An 18,709-nucleotide genomic window follows, 5' to 3' on the forward strand; every position below is an offset into this window, starting at 1 on the left:
GCAAGACCAATGCGACGCCTGAGAAATGTGAAAATCGTGGCGACGCTGGGACCGGCGTCCAGTGATTATGACACCATCCGCGCTCTACACGAGGCCGGGGCGGATGTGTTTCGCCTGAACATGAGCCACGGCAGCCATGACGAAATCCGTGAACGGCATCGCATCATCCGGCAGGTGGAAAAGGATCTGGACAGCCCGATTGCCATTCTGGCCGACCTGCAAGGGCCAAAACTGCGCGTTGGAGTGTTTGCAAATGATGCCGAAGAGCTGGAAGAGGGCGCGCCGTTTCGACTGGACCTCGACCCGGCGGCGGGTGATGCAACCCGTGTTTGCCTGCCACACCCGGAGATTTTTGCAGCACTCGAACCCGGTGCGCGCCTTCTTGTCAATGACGGCAAGATTCGTCTGACCGTGCAGGAGTGTGGTCAGGACTTTGCCAATTGCGCTGTCGAAATCGGCGGTACGATTTCGAACCGCAAAGGGGTCAATGTGCCAGATGTCGTCCTGCCGCTGGCCGCTTTGTCCGCCAAGGACCGCGACGATCTTGAGTTTGTCTGCCAGCTTGGCGTCGACTGGCTGGCGCTCAGCTTTGTGCAGCGCGCCAAGGATGTGTTCGAGGCCCGGTCGCTGGCCGATGGGCGCGCCGCGATCCTGTCCAAGATCGAAAAACCTGCGGCGGTTGAGGCGTTTGAGGATATTCTGGATGCATCCGACGGGATTATGGTCGCGCGGGGTGATCTCGGGGTGGAATTACCGGTTTCAGCCGTACCTCCGATCCAGAAACGTCTGGTCCGCCGGTGCCGCAGCGCGGCCAAGCCGGTGATCGTGGCCACACAGATGCTGGAAAGCATGATCGAAAGCCCGATGCCCACACGCGCCGAGGTATCAGATGTGGCGACGGCCATCTATGAGGGCACCGACGCAATCATGCTCAGCGCCGAATCTGCAGCCGGCTCTTATCCCGTCGAAGCGGTGCAGACGATGAACAAGGTTGCGATCGAGGTTGAAGCCGACCCAACATACACCCAGATCATCGCAGCCTCGCGCAGTGCCAAAGGAACAACCGTTGCGGACGGAATTGTCGCTGCCGCCCGCGAGATCGCGGAGAAAACCGAGATCAAGGCAATCTGCTGTTTCACCCAGAGCGGCACCACGGCGTCTTTGACGGCACGGGAACGGCCCGGCGTGCCTATCATTGCTATGACGTCACAAAAAGGCACCGCGCGCAGGCTGTGCCTGAGTTGGGGCTGCAATTGCGTCATGACACCGGAACTGGAGCGCTTCAAAGGGGCTGTTGTGAATGCGGCGCGCGCCGCAAGGGCAGGGGGATTTGCCACGGAATCCGACCAGATTGTGGTCACCGCGGGCGTCCCGTTCAATGTGCCGGGGACGACGAACATCCTGCGCGTTGCCCCGTGCGACGAACGTCTCATCTACAGCACCGATCCGGAGTAAGCGGCCACCCGTTTCTCTGAAAAAAGCCAAACTGAACCCACGGCCCCATCCGCCTCGGCATTGAATGGGGCCGTTTCTGTGCATTGCGACTGCAGAAAAAATCCTTGTTTTTCAGTAGGATTCGACCGTTTGGGACAAATTTGGAAAAATACATTTCATTTTCAGGTGGAATTTCCCGATATTCGACCCAAGGGCAGTCAAATAATTTGTTCCAAGTTCCGGCTGCCCTGCCGGGGGCACGGGCCCCGGATAAACAAACAATAACGGAGGAACGAGATGACAACGAAAATTGTCATAGGACTGGACGGGACAGATACCGGAGAACGCGCGATTGCTTTTGCCAAGGATTTGGCCGAACGGATCGGTTCATGCGAACTGCTGGTGGCCTATGTGATCGAATGGTCCCCCTACACTTTCCAGACACCGGAAGAAAACGCCCAGCGCCATAAGCGGCGCGAGGAAGAGGTTGAATTGGCGACAACACGTATCATCACGCCTGCGGTCGATGCATTGAAAGCAGCCGGGTTTGAGGCGCACGGTATTGTGCGTCACGGCGATGTTGCCGAGACATTGAATGCCATCACCGTTGAAAATGGTGGTTCGCAGATCGTTGTCGGCCGGGCATCCGAACACGGATTCAAGAAACGCCTGTTCGGCAGTTCGACTCAGAATCTGGTCATGCATGCCGATGTTCCGGTCACGGTCGTGAAGTAAAGGGAGGCAAAACAATGAATATGCTAAAACAACTGGGCCTTCCCGCCGTTGCTACGGTGTTGATGGCAAATATGGCCGCGGCGCAGGAGGCACCTGGTCTGGACGACAGGATCAATCAGGCCTTTGCCGATTTCACCGGACCGTTCGTCAGCTTCATCTTCGCTCCGTTTCCAGGAACGGGGTTCCCATGGATCGTGGGGTGGCTGGTGGTCGCCGCGACTGTGTTCACGCTCTATTTTGCCTTTGTGCAATTGCGGTTTTTCAGTCACGCGATCAGCCTTGTGAAAGGTGATTATTCTGACCCCAATGATGCGGGTGAGGTCAGTCACTTTCAGGCCCTGGCCACAGCGTTGTCGGGCACGGTTGGTCTGGGCAACATCGCTGGTGTGGCGGTGGCTGTCGGGATCGGTGGGCCCGGAGCCACATTCTGGATGATCGTCGCGGGCCTGCTGGGCATGGCGTCGAAATTCACCGAATGTACGCTGGGTGTGAAGTATCGCAACGAGTACGAGGACGGCACCGTTTCCGGTGGTCCGATGTACTATATGTCAAAAGGGTTCAGTGAGCTTGGGTTGCCGGGCGGCAAGATACTGGCCGTTCTGTTCTCGATCTTCTGTATCCTCGGTGCGCTGGGCGGCGGAAACATGTTCCAGGCCAATCAGGCACACCAGCAGATCGCGGGCATCACCGGGGACTATCCCGGCTGGATCACCGGCCTTGTCTTTGCGGGCATCGTGTTTGCGGTGATCGTAGGAGGCCTGAAGTCCATCGCGCGGGTGACTGAAAAGGTCGTGCCGTTCATGGGTGTCATGTACGTGCTGGCCGCTCTGGTCATCATCATCATGCACGCAGACCAGATTGGTTGGGCCTTTGGTCAGATCTTTGCCGGTGCCTTCACGGGACTGGGTGTTGCCGGCGGAATGGTTGGCGCGCTGATCCAGGGCTTCCGTCGTGCTGCGTTCTCGAACGAAGCGGGCGTGGGTTCTGCGGCCATCGCACACTCGGCCGTTCGGACCAAAGAGCCGATCACCGAAGGCTTTGTCTCGCTGTTGGAGCCGTTCATCGATACGGTTGTGATCTGTACCATGACGGCGCTGGTGATCATCATCACCCAGCAGCTCATCATTGATCCGGACACCGGCAATTACATGCTGAACGAGGCCGGCAATGCGATCGCCACTGTCGACGGCAATTCGGGTGTCAGCCTGACCTCGGCAGCCTTCGCAAGTGCCTTCAGCTGGTTCCCATACGTTCTGGCGATTGCCGTGGTTCTATTTGCCTTCTCAACCATGATCAGCTGGTCCTACTACGGCCTCAAGGCCTGGACCTACCTGTTCGGCGAGGGCCACACCAAGGAATTGGTGTTCAAGATCATCTTCTGCATCTTCGTGGTGATCGGTGCGGCGGCCAATCTTGGTCCGGTCATCGACTTCTCGGATGCGGCGATCTTTGCGATGGCGGTTGTGAACGTCTTTGCGCTCTACTTCCTGATGAAAGTGGTGCGTCAGGAGCTGGCATCTTACTCAGAACGGCTGAAAAGCGGTGAAATCCGCAAATTCAGCCATTAAACCCTTTCACCGGGGCGGCCTTTGTCGCCCCGGTGCCTGACCGGCCTGCAAAATCGGCAGAATCTGGTCCAAACCCCCTTGCCAGTATGACCGAACTTGCGTAAACGGCGCTTCTGATCGCGTGACCGGCCGAGATGGCATGCCGAGTCGCGTCAAGTACCGAGCCCCGAAAGGAGACGGAAATGCCTAAGATGAAGACCAAGTCGAGCGCCAAAAAGCGCTTTAAGGTGACCGCGACCGGTAAGGTCATGTCGGCTCAGGCCGGCAAACGTCACGGAATGATCAAGCGGACCAAGAAATTCATCCGCGATGCCCGTGGCACAACCACCCTGTCCGCCCCCGACGCAAAGATCGTCAAGGGCTACATGCCCTACGACCGCTAAGAGGAGATTTGCAAGATGTCCCGCGTTAAAGGTGGAACCGTAACCCACGCCCGTCACAAGAAGATCATCAAGGCTGCCAAAGGCTACTATGGCCGCCGCAAGAGCAGCTTCAAGGTTGCAACTCAGGCCGTCGACAAGGCCAACCAGTACGCAACCCGCGACCGCAAGAATCGCAAGCGCAACTTCCGCGCGCTGTGGATCCAGCGTATCAACGCCGCTGTGCGTTCGCATGACGAGGCTCTGACCTATTCCCGCTTCATCAACGGCCTGAACCTGGCCGGTATCGAAGTGGACCGCAAAGTTCTGGCCGACCTGGCCGTGCACGAGCCGGAAGCGTTCGGTGCGATCGTCGCCAAAGCACAGGCCGCTCTGGCTGCCTGATCCTCTTTCGAGAGACAGTGAAAGAAGGGCCGTTCCGAAGGGAACGGCCTTTTTTGCAAGCAGAAACAGGTTGGGTCCGCATAGAGCCCATGTTGTCATTTTAGCTGAAACAATTGGATGAGCAGATAGTTTTTGCCAAGTCTTGCTCTGCTAGCCCCGCTTAACCAAAACCACCGCACCGGCTCCGATTAGTAACGTGCCAGACGTTCGGTTCAAAATGCGCATTCTGGACGGGTTGTCAAAAAATGCCCCCGCTTTGCTTGCACTGAATGCATAGAAAGAAAATGCAGATCCAAGCACAGCCAAGAACACTCCCATGATCATGAAGATGTCGAAGACTGAAATAGTTGGGAGATCGAAAAAGGTGGGAAGAAAACCCAAATGAAACAAAATTGCTTTTGGGTTGCCAAGAGTGATTCCGAACCCCGTCAGGAAGCTTTTGAATGCATCGCTTGTCGCAGCGCTTGACGCCAGAGGTTTTCCGGGACCCTTTCTCCAAAGCGAGATGCCCAAGTAAATCAGGTAGATTGCGGCGAGAACACGGACGACAACGAAGAATTCGCCGAGAACTTGTCCCAAGGCAGCCAACCCAAGGAAGACCAACGACATATAGAATAGATCCCCCAATAGAATGCCGCCTATCAGGCTGAGCGTGGAGCGAAATCCGCTGGAAAGCGAGCGTCCGACCACCATCATGATCGCGGGTCCGGGAATGAGAGCCCAGAGCAAGAGTGCTGCAACAAAGGCCATTGTGGATTCTACAGTCATGAGCTTCTCCGACCGCAACCGATAAGGTTGCCGAATACATCTGTCTAAATGTTGGTAAGGCCCCCATAGGGTTGCTTTACAAGAACACACCGGCCAGCACAAAAGTCAAGGTCGGCTATTGCCTATCCGAAACCAATGGGCGGTTCGGGCACGGCGAAGTAGCGCTTTATCCGCTTTGTCGACGTCGAGAATGTCACCTGCGCTGATTCTTTAGACAAGTGACGCTTTTAGGAGTCTGGATTCCAAATCGGAACCTCACCCGATGAGGCTAGTTGTTTTTGCCCTTCTTCACCAGTTGCGCTGCAAAAGCTACGCCGGTTCCCGGACCGGCGTAGGTGAGCATGATGACGTCGTCGACGTAAACACCATTGAAAATCCCGGATGACACATCGTCCCCCGATATCCCGGCCTCGGCCAACACAAAGCGGGTCGGGTCATCCAGGCTGAAGGTGCCCATGGCCTCTTCGACGATCCATTCAGTGTCGCCAATGCGCCTCCAGCGGTTGGTGGCCGTGATCAGGTTGCCGTCCAGTTTGCTGATCTCCAGTTCCATCTCGGTGCGCAGCAGGCCTTTTTCGTGGTTCGGGTTCGATTTGGCAAAGGCCACCAGATAGGTGCCGTGCCAGGTGCCGACGATCTGGGGAAAGCCGCTGCCATCGCCGGCAGAGGCTGGAGCAGCGAATGTCAAGGCGATGGAAAGGGCGAGGCCACGGGCAAGAAACTGTATCATGGTAAGCGGTTCCGATTGCTGGATTGAATGTTCTCACGCTACCGCAGTGCAGACGTTTGGCAAGCCTTCCGGGCGCAGGGCATGCGACGTGTTGTCTTGCCGTTGAGCCTTCCGAAACGTTCCCAATCCACTTAGGATCAGGCGGACTTCAGTCCTCGTTACGGTTTTAATTCAGGAACTTGTCCGATGCCAAAACCCGTAGTCTACGCCGGGGGGTGCCTGTGTGGGTTCATCCGATTTGAAGCCACCGGGCCCGCCCTGAATCCTCACACATGCTCTTGCAGGATGTGTCAGCGGCACACTGGTGCTCTTACCGCCGTATGGGTTGAGTTCCCGAGCGACTCGGTCGTCTGGACCGGACCCGGAGGGCCACCCGCAACGTACCGGTCTTCTGATTTTTCAAGCCGCGCTTTCTGCCCGAAATGCGGAAGCAGCCTTGGCGCGATTGATGATGCACCGACAATCGCACTGCTGACGGGGTGCTTTGACAGCCCGGGTCGAAAAGACTTGATCCCAACGTCTCACTCCAATCGGGGCGCGCGCCCGAAATGGTGGAGCGTTGACATCAAAAGTGAATGACAGAGCCCGAGAGCCGAGGGTCTTGAATGCTTGTCCAGCGCGGCTCGCTCAAAAAAGAACCGGTACTGAAAGCACCGGTTCTTTGATTGTTTTTCGATTCAGTTGCGGTTGAAGCCGCGTCTATCCAAACACACGCCCCAACGCGCCATCAACGGCGTCAGTGATCTGGTCGATATCATCCGCCGTCGCAATCAGAGCTGGCGAGAAACACAGCGTGTTGTTGCGACCGGGCACCGAGCGGTTGGTAACACCGATGATCACGCCCTGTGCCATACAGTCGGCCACAACCGCCTGCGCCAGTTTCTCTTCCACCGGCTCGCGGGTTTCACGATCAGCCACGAGTTCCGCGCCCAGGAACAGGCCTTTGCCACGCACGTCGCCGACGACCTTGTGCTTTTCCATCAGTGCCTGAAGGTTGCTCGTCATGCGATCACCCATGGCCGCGCAGTTGCTCAGTAGGTTTTCGTCCTCGATGATCCGCATGTTCTCGATTGCCGCAGCCGGACCGGCTGTGCAGCCGCCAAAGGTCGAGATATCACGGAAGTAGTTCATCGGGTCCGCCGCGTCGTCTTTGAACATGTCAAAGACCTCTTCGGTGGTGACCATGCAGGCAATTGCGGCGTAGCCGGACGCGACACCCTTGGCCATGGTTACAAAGTCGGGTTTGACACCGTATTGCTGATAACCGAACCAAGTGCCGGTACGGCCGACGCCGCAGACGACCTCGTCGATATGCAGCAACACGTCGTACTTCTTGCAGATTTCCTGAACGCGTTGCCAATAGCCCTCGGGCGCTTCGATCACGCCGCCGCCAGCGGTGACCGGCTCAAGGCACAGCGCGCCAACGGTGTCGGGACCTTCGCGCAGGATCACCTCCTCGATCTGGTCCGCGGCCCATACGCCAAAGTTCTCTTCCGGTGCGCCATCCAGCTCATGCTTGCGGTATTCCATGCAATGCGGGACGCGCACAAAATCAGGCGCGAAGGGACCGTATTGCGCATTGCGCTCGTCCTGACCGCCGGCTGACATGGCAGCAAGTGTTGACCCGTGATAATCGCGGTCCCGGTACAAAATCTTGGTCTTCTTGCCGCCATAGCGCTTATGCGCAATCTGGCGGACCATCTTAAAGGCTTTCTCATTCGCCTCGGAGCCTGAGTTGGTGTAGTAGACACGGCTCATGCCGGGCATCTTTGCGATCAGGTTTTCGGCGAAGATTGCACCGGGGATCGAGCCCGCCGAATTCGCGAAATAGCACAGCTTCATCAACTGGTCATAGACCGCCTTGCAGATCGATTCGCGGCCATAGCCGACATTCACCGTCCATACTCCACCTGAAACCGCGTCCAGATGTTCTTTGCCATTCTGGTCCCAGACACGCATGCCTTTGCCTTCGACAATGATGCGGGGATCATTGGTTTCAAAGGGTTTGTGCTGGATCAGGTGATGCCAGATGTGGGCGCGGTCGGCCTCGACCACGCGGGAAAGATCGTTTTCGTTGAACGTGCCGTCCATGACATGTCCTTTCAAATTCTGAAGTGCTTCGGCGGCGGGAACAGCCCCGTCCCGGCATGTGTTTCCGATGGCTCAGATCACCGCGAAAGCCCGGCGGTAGATAGGGCCAGATTGCATCATCGCGTATCGCCAGTCCATGCGAATGCCGTATTAATACGGATTTGTCACAGGGACATCTTTGTGCTCAAGTCGCCCATGGCCGTTTGGGAGGACTGGCAGATGACAGCCACAAGTATTTACGAGCGTCATTTGGACAAATGCCGTGCAAATTATACGCCTTTGTCCCCACTGAGCTTTATTGAGCGAACGGCGCATGTCTACCCGGATTACCCGTCAGTTGTGTATGGCGGGCGCCGATACACATGGTCGGAAACCTATTCCCGCTGCCGCCGACTGGCCGGGGCGCTGGCGTCGCGCGGAATCGCGAATGGCGACACGGTGTCCATCATTGCCGCCAACATTCCAGAACTGTATGAGGCGCATTTTGGCGTGCCCATGGCGGGTGCGGTTCTGAATGCGATCAACACGCGGCTGGACGCCCCTATCATCGCCTTCATTCTCAACCATGCCGAGTCAAAGGTTCTGCTGGTCGATCCGGAGTTTTCAGGCGTGGTCAAAGAGGCGCTGGAGCGAGTCGATCACGACCTGCTGGTCGTTGATATCGAAGATCCCAGCTTTGACGGTGGCGAAAAACTGGGCGATCTGACCTATGACGCCCTGTTGAGCGAGGGCGATCCGGACTTCGCGTGGTCTCTGCCGGACGATGAATGGAACGCTATAACGCTCAACTACACCTCCGGAACGACCGGCAACCCGAAAGGCGTCGTCTACCACCACCGGGGTGCGGCGCTGAACGCGCAGTCGGATATCCTGGACTGGGATATGCCAAAGCACTCCGTCTATCTCTGGACCCTGCCGATGTTCCATTGCAACGGTTGGTGTTTTCCGTGGGCCATGGCTGCAAATGCAGGCGTTTCCGTCTGCCTGCGCGCCGTGCGGGCCGAGCCGATTTATGCTGCCTTCCGGGATGAGAAAGTCACGCATTTCTGCGGTGCGCCTATCGTGCTGAACATGCTGGCGCACGCGCCGGAACACCTCAAGGATTTTAGCCATCAGATCAAGGTGATGACTGCAGGCGCTCCGCCGCCCGCCGCCGTGATCGAAGCCATGGAGGCGATGGGGGTCGAGGTGACGCATGTTTACGGTCTGACCGAAACATATGGGCCTTCGGTGGTTTGCGCGTGGAAAGAGGAATGGAACGACAAGGGGTCTGCAGACCGCGCGGCGCTGAAAGTGCGGCAGGGGGTTCCGTATTCGGCCTTGTCAGGTCTGATGGTGGCCGATCCCGATACATTGGAGCCGGTGCCGTCCGATGGCGAAACCATGGGCGAGATATTCATGCAGGGCAATGTGGTGATGAAAGGATACCTGAAGAACCCAGAGGCCACTGACACGGCATTCCGCGGCGGTTGGTTCGCATCCGGTGATCTGGGCGTGATGCATCCCGATGGCTATATCGCCCTAAAGGACCGGTCCAAGGACATTATCATCTCGGGCGGCGAAAACATCTCGTCCGTCGAAGTCGAAGATGTCCTGTACAAGCACCCCGCCGTCATGGAAGCGGCCGTGGTCGCGCGCCCCGATGAAAAGTGGGGCGAAACGCCGTGTGCCTTTGTAGAGCTGAAGCCAGACACCGCAGTATCCGAGGCCGAATTAATCGCATTCTGCCGGGACAATATGGCCCATTTCAAAGCGCCAAAAACCGTGCTGTTCGGGACCTTGCCCAAAACCTCAACCGGGAAAGTTCAGAAGTTTGTACTGAGAGATCGGGCGCGTTCGATCGAGTAAGAGTTGACGTCGTTTGGAGGTTGTGTGTTTGTGCAGCAAATCTAAACAGTTGCATGAGCCAGCGGCACCACTCGGGTGATGTACCGCACCGTGCATTAGAATTGGGAGCTGCAGATGATCTCTGTCACCGAAATGATGGAAGCGGTCAATCGGTCCGAGATCCAAGCCTTGAAACTGGGTGCTTTTTCCAAATACGACATTCTGAATCTGACGCTACAAAGATCTGAGATACTGCATGATGTTCCGCGCTCTGGCCGGTTGATTAGAGCGTGGTCGTCTGGAAACCCTTCTCCCCTGTTATCTCATGTCGAAGATAAGGGGGACGAGTTGGCTCGCAGGGCGGCCGCGATCATCTTTTTGGAGTACCTTCAACTCAAGCCGATGATTGATGAAATTCAACCAACATCCGTTGCCGATATTGGGTGTGGGTATGCCCTTTTTGACTTGTTCTTGTGGCAAGATCACCAACCTCATCTGACGCTGATTGACTTGGAAACCTCGGATGAAAGGCACTTTGGCCTTCATGACACAGGAGCGGCCTATTCTGACCTATCCGTTGCCAGGAAGTTTCTGATAGACAACGGGGTAGACCACAAGAGCGTTGAGTGTCTGAACCCCGAAAAGGATGATGTGTGTGATGGAAGGCCGATCGATTTGGCCATGAGTTTCATTTCATGCGGTTTCCACTACCCTGCGGCGACATACGAAGAGTTTTTCAAAACGCGCGTCTCTGATGAGGGAAAGATCGTACTGGATTTGCGTGCACGAGTGGCAGCTCAGGGTATTCGAGAATTGGAGAAACTGGGTCGCGTTGCGGTGGTGACAGATGCCGCGCGCGGAAGCGCCAAAAGAGTGCTGGTACAGAAGGAAAGCGGCTGACAGCCCTGTTTTGATTACCTTGGGATGGACCCCGTTGTTTGAGACTGGACTTCAGTCAAAAATCGACAAGTCCAGGTCCAGCATCTCACCCATCCAGATGGCCCGATCGCGGTGATCGGCAAGATGATCGCCCGTTTCTGGATGTATGAAGATCGTCAGTCCTTGGCGGTTCAGCATCAGCCACGGAACAACCTGATCAAACGCGTCCGGTGCAAATCCCAGCTGGCAACTCCAGCGCGGGTGCGGGCCGACATTACGAGCGTGCATGCGACCGATTTGAACCGCAAAAAGACGGGCCGCGTCTTCGCGACCCACCGCGCCTTTTCCTGAGTGGCGGCGTCAAAATAGACATGCGCGTGGTAGCCGGTGATTTCTGACATCGGAGCCTCATTCATCTGATGAGGCAAACCTAAGAGCCCTCTGCGCGAATTCACACTCACATGGGCACACAGGGTCTGTGCAGTTCCTAGTCGGGACTGTTGGCGTCAGGATGCGCAGCCACAAAGGCAGGATGCTCGGCGCAGGCGGCTTCAACGCCCAGTATGCGCGGCAGGTCAGACAGGTCGACCTGCCATCGGCGCGCGTTGTAAAGCTGCGGTACGAGGCAGAGATCGGCCAGACCGGGCTTTGGCCCTGTGCAATACGGTGTTTGCTCAAACCCGGCCAGCAGCGCCTCAAAGGCTTCAAGCCCGGGCCGAATGAAGTGGCGCATCCAGTCGCCGGGCATGCCCTGCGCGTCGCCGCTGAGGTCGGATGCGTATCGGGCAACGGCGAGGTTGCAAACCGGATGCACGTCCACCGCAACGGAATAGGCCAGGGCCTGAACGCGTGCGCGTGGCGCCGGATCATCTGGCAGCAGGTTCAGGTGCCGTGTCCGATCAAGGTATTCCAGGATGGCCAGCGACTGAGTCAGGCGCAGACCGTCGATTTCCAGCACCGGCACAAGGCCTTGCGGGTTGCGCGCCAGATGCGCGGGCTCTCGTTGCGCACCGTTTGCCAAATCCACCGTGACCGCGCGATACGCGATAGCCGCCAAGTTCAGCGCAATTCGGACCCGGTAACTGGCAGATGATCTCCAATAGTCAAAGAGAACGACGTCGCTCAAGCAGCGTCTCCTATTCGGCCTGATCGGGTATCGGTCAGTGCGGCGGCCTTTATGGCCTGGCTTAGAACAGACGGATCGCCGATGTGATTTGCAAGAACCAGCACCAGCCGCGCGTTCAACGCATCGCTGTGGGCCTTGTCCAACCCGTCATGCGCAGCCAGCAAACTCGCGTAAAAATCATCTGCGTCTTCGATATTGGGGGTGACAATCAGATCAGCCATGGTGCTTACTCCTTGCCGGTGGCCCGGCGGATCGCTTGCCGGAAGGCGTTTTCTTCGTAACTGTCGCGCCGCGCGGCCACGTGTTGATCCGGGCGGATCAGATACACAGCGCGCTCGGCATCGCCGAGATAGCGACGTTTCAGTTCCAGCGTCAGGTCGTCCTTGACCGACAACGCAAGTCGCGTGACCTCGATCCCGTTTTCTTCCAGAACGTCCGGTGCGTCCGCGTCAATCGTCAGCAACGTGAACTTGCCAGCAAGCTTTGGCAACAGAAATTCATCACCCAGCGGCGCATCCGGGCAGGCCGACCCCGGCCGCGTCCGGGCTGGGCCGTTCAGGGCATCCGCTGAATTCAACGGTGATCTGTCGTAGATGCACGGCTCGCTCAATCGTCCGGAATCCACCAGCGGGCGGGCAAACTCGAAATGCTCGCTGAGATCCAGCACGGCGTCGCGCAACACACGTGACATCTGGGATCTCGGGGTGATGAAATCGGTTGAGCGGCTGGATTTCTTGATGTTTTCATCTGCGCCTTGAACACGCTCGGTATCGTAGCTGTCCAACAGCTGTTCCGGGGCATCGCCGTCGATGACCATCTTGAGTTTCCAGCACAGGTTGTCAGTGTCCTGCAGCCCCGAATTTGCCCCTCGGGCACCAAACGGGCTGACCTGATGTGCGCTGTCCCCGGCAAAGAGAACCCGGCCCCGGCGAAACTTTTTCATCCGGCGGCATTGGAACGTGTAGATCGACACCCATTCGAGTTGAAAATCGACATCCTCGCCCAGCATCGCCTTGAGGCGGGGGATTACATTTTCGGGGCGCTTTTCCCGCTCGGTGTCGATGTCCCAGCCCAGTTGCAGGTCAATGCGCCACACATTGTCCGGCTGTTTGTGCAGCAGCGCAGACTGCCCCTTGTTAAAGGGCGGATCGAACCAGAACCAGCGTTCGGACGGAAAGTCCGCTTCCATGATCACGTCGGCAATCAGAAAGTTGTCTTCGAACACGCGGCCCTCGAAGTCGATCCCCAACATCCGCCGCGTGGGTGAATTTGCGCCGTCACAGGCAATCAACCACTCGGCCTCGACCGTGTAGGGACCATCGGGTGTTTCGACCTCCAACCGCACATGGTCTTCATGTGTGCCTATGGCTTCGACCTTGTTGCGCCCGCGAATTTCCAAGGGTGCCCCCTCGGCCTGCAAGGCCCGCACGCGATCGACCAGGTAGTTTTCCAGGTGGTATTGTTGCAGGTTGATGAAGGCGGGGTTTGCGTAGCCTTCATCAGGCTGCAGATCAAAGTCATAGACCTCCCGGTTGTCGAAGAATACCTTGCCGCGATCCCATTGAACGCCTTTCTCCAACAGTTGCTGCCCGCATCCCAGCCGATCGGCGATGTCCAGCGTGCGCTGGGAAAAGCAGATGGCCCGGCTGCCGAAACTGACCTTGTCATTCTCGTCCAGGACGACGACCTCGACGCCTTGCTGTGCCAGATCGATCGCTGCGGCCAGACCAACCGGACCCGCGCCGATCACCATGACCTTGTGCCGGACCGGCGTGGCTGCATCCTGATCCGGGCTGCGTTCATAGGCGTATAGAGGGACTTCAAATATCTTGTTCATGGGCTTTCCCCAATGCTGGTGCGCCTTAGGCACACATGTCTTGTCCGCCAGTGCGGTGCGCTGGTGGTCTCGGACCATGGTTTCACCGATTCCATTGCAACAAAACGATCTGGATCAAGTTTTCCGCGAATTCTATCCCTGCAAGGCCTCCCACATCTCCAGATCGCGCTGGGCGGTCCAGATGCGGGGCGTGTCGATTCCGCGCGCCTCATCGTAAGCGCGGGCGACGTTGAAAGGCAGACAATGCTCGTAAATCGCGTAGTCCGAAAACTTCGGGTCACACTCTGCCCGAACGGAGTCCCACGCCTCTTTCAGCGACCCGCCACGCGCCGCAACCTTGGCGGCCGGGCGGAACGTGCTTTCAACGAAGTCGCGGGTGTTTTCGATGGCGGCGTTGACCATATCCTTGCCGACCAAAGCATCGCCCCGGCCCGGAGCGATGGCATCCACGTCGAACCACCGGATTTCGTCCAGCGTATCGCCCCAATCGCCAAAATGCCCGTCACCACAGTAGCAGGCCGAGTGGTATTCGACGATGTCACCCGTGAACATCACGTTCTGATCGGGCACGTGAATCACGATATCTCCGGCGGTATGCGCCCGGCCCAGATGCATCAAGTCGATCCGCCGGTTGCCCAGGTAGACTGTCATCGTGTCGCTGAAGGTTGTGGTGGGCCAGGTCAGGCCAGGGATGCTTTCGTGCCCTTCGAACAGGCGCGGAAAGCGTTGAAATTCGCTGTCCCAGTCCTCCTTGCCGCGCTCGACCACCATGGCGCGGGCCATATCGGACATGATGATCTGTTGTGCGCCAAAGGCCGAGGCCCCCAGGACACGGACCGCATGGTAGTGGGTCAGGGCCACATGGGTGATCGGCTTGTCGGTCACCGAGCGCACGCATTCGATGACCTTGTTGGCAAGGCGCGGTGTGGCCTGCGCCTCAACGATCATCACGCTGTCATCGCCGATGATGACGCCCGAATTCGGGTCACCCTCGGCGGTGAAGGCATAAAGCCCGTCGCCAACTTCGGTGAACGAAATTTTCTTTTCCGACATGTCCCCCTGGGACGCGAATGCCTTGGCCATGTTGGTTTCCTTATTGTGTAAAAGGATTTTCGAGTGCAGGCAGAACAGTCCCGGAGCAATCACCGAAGCCAATCGTATACCCGTCTCCTTTGGCCGCGCCCTTCAGGGTCAGCGTATCGCCATCCTCAATGAAGCTGCGGCTTTCGCCGGTATTCAGGGTCAGAGGCTCATTCCCGCCCCAGCTGAGTTCCAGGAGCGAGCCGCGCTCGGGTTTGGTTGGGCCGGAGATGGTGCCCGAGCCCAGCAGATCGCCGGTGTTCATCGGGCAGCCCGAGGTGGTGTGGTGCGCCAGTTGCTGCGCGGCTGAGTAGTACATTTGGTTGTAGTTGGTCTCGGCGATGGTCGTCGGGGCCTTGCCCTTGGGCGCCATCGTCACCGACAGGTCGATGTCATAGAGCATCGGGCCGCAGTCTTTCAGGTGATCCAGCAACTCGAACTCGCGTGCTGGCGTGTCACAACGGAACGGTTCCAGCGCTGCCTTGGTGACGATCCAAGGGCTGATCGACGTGGCTGTGGCCTTGGCCTGAAACGGGCCAAGCGGTTGATATTCCCAGGCTTGAATATCGCGGGCGGACCAGTCGTTCAGAAGGACGTAACCAAAGATGTTATCGTCAGCTTCCTGCACCGAGATAGGTCCATCGGATGGTGTGCCGACAATGGCCCCCATTTCCAGTTCGATGTCGAACCTGCGGCTGGGCAGGAAAGCGGGTGCGTCCTGATCGGGCGATTTCAACTGACCCCATGGCCGGCGAATATCCGTGCCCGAAACGACCACCGAAGACGCCCGACCGTTGTAACCAATGGGAATGTGCAGCCAGTTTGGTGGCAGTGCGTTTTCCGGGCCGCGAAACATGGTTCCGACGTTTTGGGCGTGGTCACGACCGGCATAAAAATCGGTATACTCGCTGACGGCGAACGGCATATGCATTTCGGCTGCGCTTTGGGCGACCAGAAGCGGCTCTACATCAGCCTGTTCCTCGGCGCCTTCTGCCAGCAGAGCCATAAGTCGCGCGCGCAGGGCGGCCCAGACCGCCGGTCCTTCTTCCATCAGCGGGTTCCAGAACGGCAGGTCGAACAAGGGGTCATCGGCGAGGGTGATCAAGCCTTTTCCCTCTGCGGCCGTAATGTCCAATATCATGTCACCAATGGCGACGCCGCATCGCGGATCGCTGCCTGCTGCCGAGAAGACGCCGTAGGGCAGGTTGTTCAGCGGAAACGGGTGAGTCGCGTCATTGGCTGAGGCCACCCAGGATTTCATCAAAGGCATTTTTTATCCTTTTGTCGTTCACGGTCCGAGGTCGAATTCATAAGGTTATGGGGAAGTGCGCAGGGATTTCAGCCCTAGCAGGAGAGCTGCCAGAATCATGAGGCCACCGCCGACCCTGTCCAGCCACTTCTGTGCCGGGCCTTGCAACTTGCGCGCCAACCAGCTTGCACATCCGCCATAAACGGTCAGGAACAGACCGTCTATGACCAGGTAAGTGACCGCAAGAACCCAGAATTGCGGCCAGAACGGCAAGGCACCATTGATGAAAAGCGGAAACAGTGCCGCAAAAAACACCACAGCCTTGGGATTCGCCGCCGACGTGACAAAGCCCTGTACCCAAAGGGATTTTCTGCTGGATGGGCGGGCCTTGCCGTATGTCTTGTTTTCGGCATGCATGATTTTGCGGACGCCCAGAAACATCAAATAGGCCACGCCGAGCCACTTGATCACCGCCAGCGCTGCACCAGATGTCGCGATCAGTGCGGCAAGGCCGAGACCCGCCGCCAACATCTGCAGTGAATTGGCTGTCAGATCGCCTGCCGCAGTGAACCACCCCCGTTTCAAACCGTTGGTGGCAGAGTTCGACAGCATCAGCAACTGGCTGGGCCCCGGTGTACTCATCATCAGCAGGACTGCGGCAACATAGGTGATCCAGATGTCAAAGCTCATGGGTGATCACTTCTTTCCCGGTGTGCCGTCGAATTTCTTTTCAAGCGACGTCCAGCAGTCAATGTAGTCGTCCTGCAGCGGCGCCTCACCGGCTGCAAACTCGGTCAGATGCTGCGGGAACCGGGTTTCGAACATGAACGACATGGTGTTGTCCAGCTTGTCCGGACCAAGGTTGGCATTTGAGGCCTTTTCAAAGGCTTCTTTGTCCGGTCCGTGCGGGATCATCATGTTGTGCAGGCTCATGCCGCCCGGAACAAAGCCCTGAGGTTTAGCGTCGTACTGGCCATAGATGTTGCCCATCAGCTCGGACATGATGTTCTTGTGGTACCAGGGCGGTCGGAACGTGTCCTCCATCACCATCCAGCGTTCGCGGAACAGGACAAAGTCGATATTGGCCGTGCCCGGTTGACCGGACGGGGCGGTCAGAACGGTGAAGATCGACGGGTCAGGGTGATCGAACAGGATGGCGCCCACCGGGCAGTATGTCCGCAGATCGTACTTGTAAGGCGCGTAGTTGCCGTGCCACGCGACCACGTCCAGCGGGCTGTGGTCGATCTTTGTGGTGTGGAATTGTCCGCACCACTTGATTGTCACGGTAGAGGGGGCTTCGCGATCTTCGAACGCCGCCACGGGTGCCTTGAAATCGCGCGGGTTGGCCATGCAGTTTGCACCGATCGGACCGCGCCCCGGCAATTCAAACTTCTGCCCGTAGTTCTCACACACAAACCCGCGTGCCGGTCCTTCCAGAACTTCGACCCGGTACAACAGACCGCGCGGGATAATCGCGATTTCCTTCGGCTCCAGATCGATGATGCCCAGTTCGGTCGCAAAGCGCAGGCGGCCTTCCTGAGGCACCACCAGCAGTTCTGAGTCGGCCGAAAAGAAGTAATCATCCACCATCGAGTCGGTGACCAGATAAATGTGGCTGGCCATACCGACCTGCGTGTTCACGTCACCCGCCGTGGTCATCGTGCGCATCCCCGTCAGCCAGTTCAGGCCAGAGTCGGAATGCGGAACAGGGTCCCAGCGATACTGGCCGAGGCTGATCACATCCGGATCGATGCATGGCGCGGATTTCCAGTAAGGCAGGTCGATTTTCTCGTAGCGGTGCGAGTGCTTAACCGATGGCCGGATGCGATAGCACCAGGTACGCTCCGGCGGGTTGGCCGTAAACGCCGTACCGCTGAGCTGTTCGCCATAGAGGCCATAATTGCACCTTTGCGGGCTGTTCATACCTTGCGGCAGCGCATCGGGCAGAGCCTCGGTTTCAAAGTCATTGCCAAAGCCGGGCATATAGCCGGCATGGGTTCCCACTGGCGTACTCGCCTGCGTCAGGTTTTGCGGATTCGTCGGACGATTCATCGTATGTTCCTCCGTTTGCTGCTTGTCGGATAATAGTTGATTTTGTAACTAACAAGCATGACAAAAGACGAACCTGGCAAAAAAGATCAGTTTGAACTGCAAATTTTCCTTCCATTCTTGCTGAATCAAGCCGCCGAGGAAAGTTCGCTGGAATTCCAACGCATCTACAAAGGCCGCTACGGGATGCTCAGAACCGAATGGCGGGTCCTGTTTCACCTGGGTGTTTTCGGAGAGATGACCGCGCGGGATATCGCCGAAAAAGCCAAAACCCACAAAACCAAGATCAGCCGCGCTGTGTACAAGCTGGAACAACGCCGCTATCTGAAACGGTCACGGGATGACTCGGATCGCCGGGTAGAGTGGCTGGCCCTGACGCCATCCGGCCAATCGGTTTATCAGGAACTGCGCGGAGTCGCCGAAGACTATGATGCGAAACTGGTCGGGAAGTTCTCACCGGACGAGGCAAGGCTGCTGCGGAGCATGCTTCAACGTCTGGCCGGAATGGTCTGAGCACTGGTAATTTCGTGCAGACACTCCCAGATGTGTCACAAATACGATACGGACAGAGT

At 57.6% G+C, this 18,709-nt stretch carries 20 protein-coding genes; 9 read left to right on the forward strand and 11 right to left on the reverse strand.

The features are described 5' to 3' along the window. The first annotated feature begins 9 nt into the window (after window positions 1-9). From pyk to rplT, 5 genes are all read left to right on the forward strand, one after another. Window positions 10-1,455, forward strand: a complete 1,446-nt coding sequence (gene pyk, locus ACR3E0_RS05190) for a pyruvate kinase (RefSeq protein WP_480476830.1) — start codon at window positions 10-12, stop codon at window positions 1,453-1,455. A 276-nt stretch (window positions 1,456-1,731) separates the two neighbouring features. Beyond that, window positions 1,732-2,169: a universal stress protein gene (locus ACR3E0_RS05195; RefSeq protein ID WP_480476832.1), complete on the forward strand. Its 438-nt coding sequence runs from the start codon at window positions 1,732-1,734 to the stop codon at window positions 2,167-2,169. Window positions 2,170-2,183: 14 nt separating this feature from the next. Then, a complete protein-coding gene (locus ACR3E0_RS05200) occupies window positions 2,184-3,737 on the forward strand; it encodes an alanine/glycine:cation symporter family protein (protein ID WP_480476834.1) in 1,554 nt (517 codons plus the stop codon). A gap of 182 nt (window positions 3,738-3,919) precedes the next feature. Continuing rightward, window positions 3,920-4,120: a 50S ribosomal protein L35 gene (gene rpmI / locus ACR3E0_RS05205; protein WP_039523697.1), complete on the forward strand. Its 201-nt coding sequence runs from the start codon at window positions 3,920-3,922 to the stop codon at window positions 4,118-4,120. A gap of 15 nt (window positions 4,121-4,135) precedes the next feature. Beyond that, window positions 4,136-4,501 (forward strand): 50S ribosomal protein L20, encoded by a 366-nt coding sequence (rplT, locus tag ACR3E0_RS05210; RefSeq protein ID WP_480476836.1) that lies wholly within the window; start codon window positions 4,136-4,138, stop codon window positions 4,499-4,501. 150 nt (window positions 4,502-4,651) lie between these two features. Here the strand turns inward: rplT and ACR3E0_RS05215 are convergent, their stop codons facing one another. Beyond that, window positions 4,652-5,269, reverse strand: a complete 618-nt coding sequence (locus ACR3E0_RS05215; RefSeq protein ID WP_480476838.1) for a LysE family translocator — start codon at window positions 5,267-5,269, stop codon at window positions 4,652-4,654. Window positions 5,270-5,537: 268 nt separating this feature from the next. After that, entirely contained in the window at window positions 5,538-5,999 is a 462-nt protein-coding gene (locus ACR3E0_RS05220; RefSeq protein ID WP_480476840.1) for a hypothetical protein, read from the reverse strand. A 186-nt stretch (window positions 6,000-6,185) separates the two neighbouring features. On the opposite strand from ACR3E0_RS05220, the gene ACR3E0_RS05225 reads away from it, so the two are divergent. Next, window positions 6,186-6,578 carry a GFA family protein gene (locus ACR3E0_RS05225; RefSeq protein WP_480476841.1) on the forward strand — a complete coding sequence of 131 codons (393 nt, stop codon included), beginning with the start codon at window positions 6,186-6,188 and terminating at the stop codon, window positions 6,576-6,578. Between the two features lie 120 nt (window positions 6,579-6,698). Here the strand turns inward: ACR3E0_RS05225 and ACR3E0_RS05230 are convergent, their stop codons facing one another. Beyond that, window positions 6,699-8,090 (reverse strand): aminotransferase family protein, encoded by a 1,392-nt coding sequence (locus ACR3E0_RS05230; protein ID WP_480476843.1) that lies wholly within the window; start codon window positions 8,088-8,090, stop codon window positions 6,699-6,701. 219 nt (window positions 8,091-8,309) lie between these two features. Between ACR3E0_RS05230 and ACR3E0_RS05235 the strand changes: the two genes are divergently transcribed. Further along, window positions 8,310-9,938, forward strand: coding sequence for an acyl-CoA synthetase (locus ACR3E0_RS05235; RefSeq protein WP_480476845.1), 1,629 nt, complete (start codon window positions 8,310-8,312; stop codon window positions 9,936-9,938). Between the two features lie 114 nt (window positions 9,939-10,052). After that, window positions 10,053-10,817 (forward strand): hypothetical protein, encoded by a 765-nt coding sequence (locus ACR3E0_RS05240; protein ID WP_480476847.1) that lies wholly within the window; start codon window positions 10,053-10,055, stop codon window positions 10,815-10,817. A 51-nt stretch (window positions 10,818-10,868) separates the two neighbouring features. On the opposite strand, the gene ACR3E0_RS05245 is transcribed toward ACR3E0_RS05240, so the two are convergent. The 8 genes from ACR3E0_RS05245 to hmgA all read right to left on the reverse strand — a co-directional run bounded on the left by ACR3E0_RS05245 (window position 10,869) and on the right by hmgA (window position 18,140). After that, the gene (locus ACR3E0_RS05245) at window positions 10,869-11,132 is read right to left on the reverse strand and encodes a DOPA 4,5-dioxygenase family protein (RefSeq protein WP_480476849.1); all 264 of its coding nucleotides are present in this window, start codon (window positions 11,130-11,132) and stop codon (window positions 10,869-10,871) included. A 151-nt stretch (window positions 11,133-11,283) separates the two neighbouring features. Further along, complete coding sequence (gene maiA, locus ACR3E0_RS05250; protein ID WP_480476851.1) at window positions 11,284-11,922, reverse strand: maleylacetoacetate isomerase; 639 nt, start codon at window positions 11,920-11,922, stop codon at window positions 11,284-11,286. Continuing rightward, complete coding sequence (locus tag ACR3E0_RS05255; RefSeq protein WP_480476853.1) at window positions 11,919-12,143, reverse strand: DUF2783 domain-containing protein; 225 nt, start codon at window positions 12,141-12,143, stop codon at window positions 11,919-11,921. The genes maiA and ACR3E0_RS05255 overlap by 4 nt, the downstream gene beginning before the upstream one ends. 5 nt (window positions 12,144-12,148) lie before the next feature. Then, window positions 12,149-13,759 carry an FAD-dependent oxidoreductase gene (locus tag ACR3E0_RS05260; protein ID WP_480476855.1) on the reverse strand — a complete coding sequence of 537 codons (1,611 nt, stop codon included), beginning with the start codon at window positions 13,757-13,759 and terminating at the stop codon, window positions 12,149-12,151. Between the two features lie 132 nt (window positions 13,760-13,891). Further along, window positions 13,892-14,842, reverse strand: coding sequence for an MBL fold metallo-hydrolase (locus ACR3E0_RS05265; protein ID WP_480476857.1), 951 nt, complete (start codon window positions 14,840-14,842; stop codon window positions 13,892-13,894). A 10-nt stretch (window positions 14,843-14,852) separates the two neighbouring features. Beyond that, window positions 14,853-16,109 carry a fumarylacetoacetase gene (gene fahA / locus ACR3E0_RS05270; RefSeq protein ID WP_480476859.1) on the reverse strand — a complete coding sequence of 419 codons (1,257 nt, stop codon included), beginning with the start codon at window positions 16,107-16,109 and terminating at the stop codon, window positions 14,853-14,855. A gap of 45 nt (window positions 16,110-16,154) precedes the next feature. After that, window positions 16,155-16,778 (reverse strand): LysE family translocator, encoded by a 624-nt coding sequence (locus ACR3E0_RS05275; protein ID WP_480476861.1) that lies wholly within the window; start codon window positions 16,776-16,778, stop codon window positions 16,155-16,157. A 6-nt stretch (window positions 16,779-16,784) separates the two neighbouring features. Continuing rightward, a complete protein-coding gene (gene hmgA, locus ACR3E0_RS05280; protein ID WP_480476863.1) occupies window positions 16,785-18,140 on the reverse strand; it encodes a homogentisate 1,2-dioxygenase in 1,356 nt (451 codons plus the stop codon). A gap of 57 nt (window positions 18,141-18,197) precedes the next feature. On the opposite strand from hmgA, the gene ACR3E0_RS05285 reads away from it, so the two are divergent. After that, entirely contained in the window at window positions 18,198-18,650 is a 453-nt protein-coding gene (locus tag ACR3E0_RS05285) for a MarR family winged helix-turn-helix transcriptional regulator (RefSeq protein ID WP_480476865.1), read from the forward strand. The last annotated feature ends 59 nt before the right edge of the window (window positions 18,651-18,709 follow it).

The sequence above is a fragment of the Ruegeria sp. AJ12 genome (assembly GCF_056536245.1).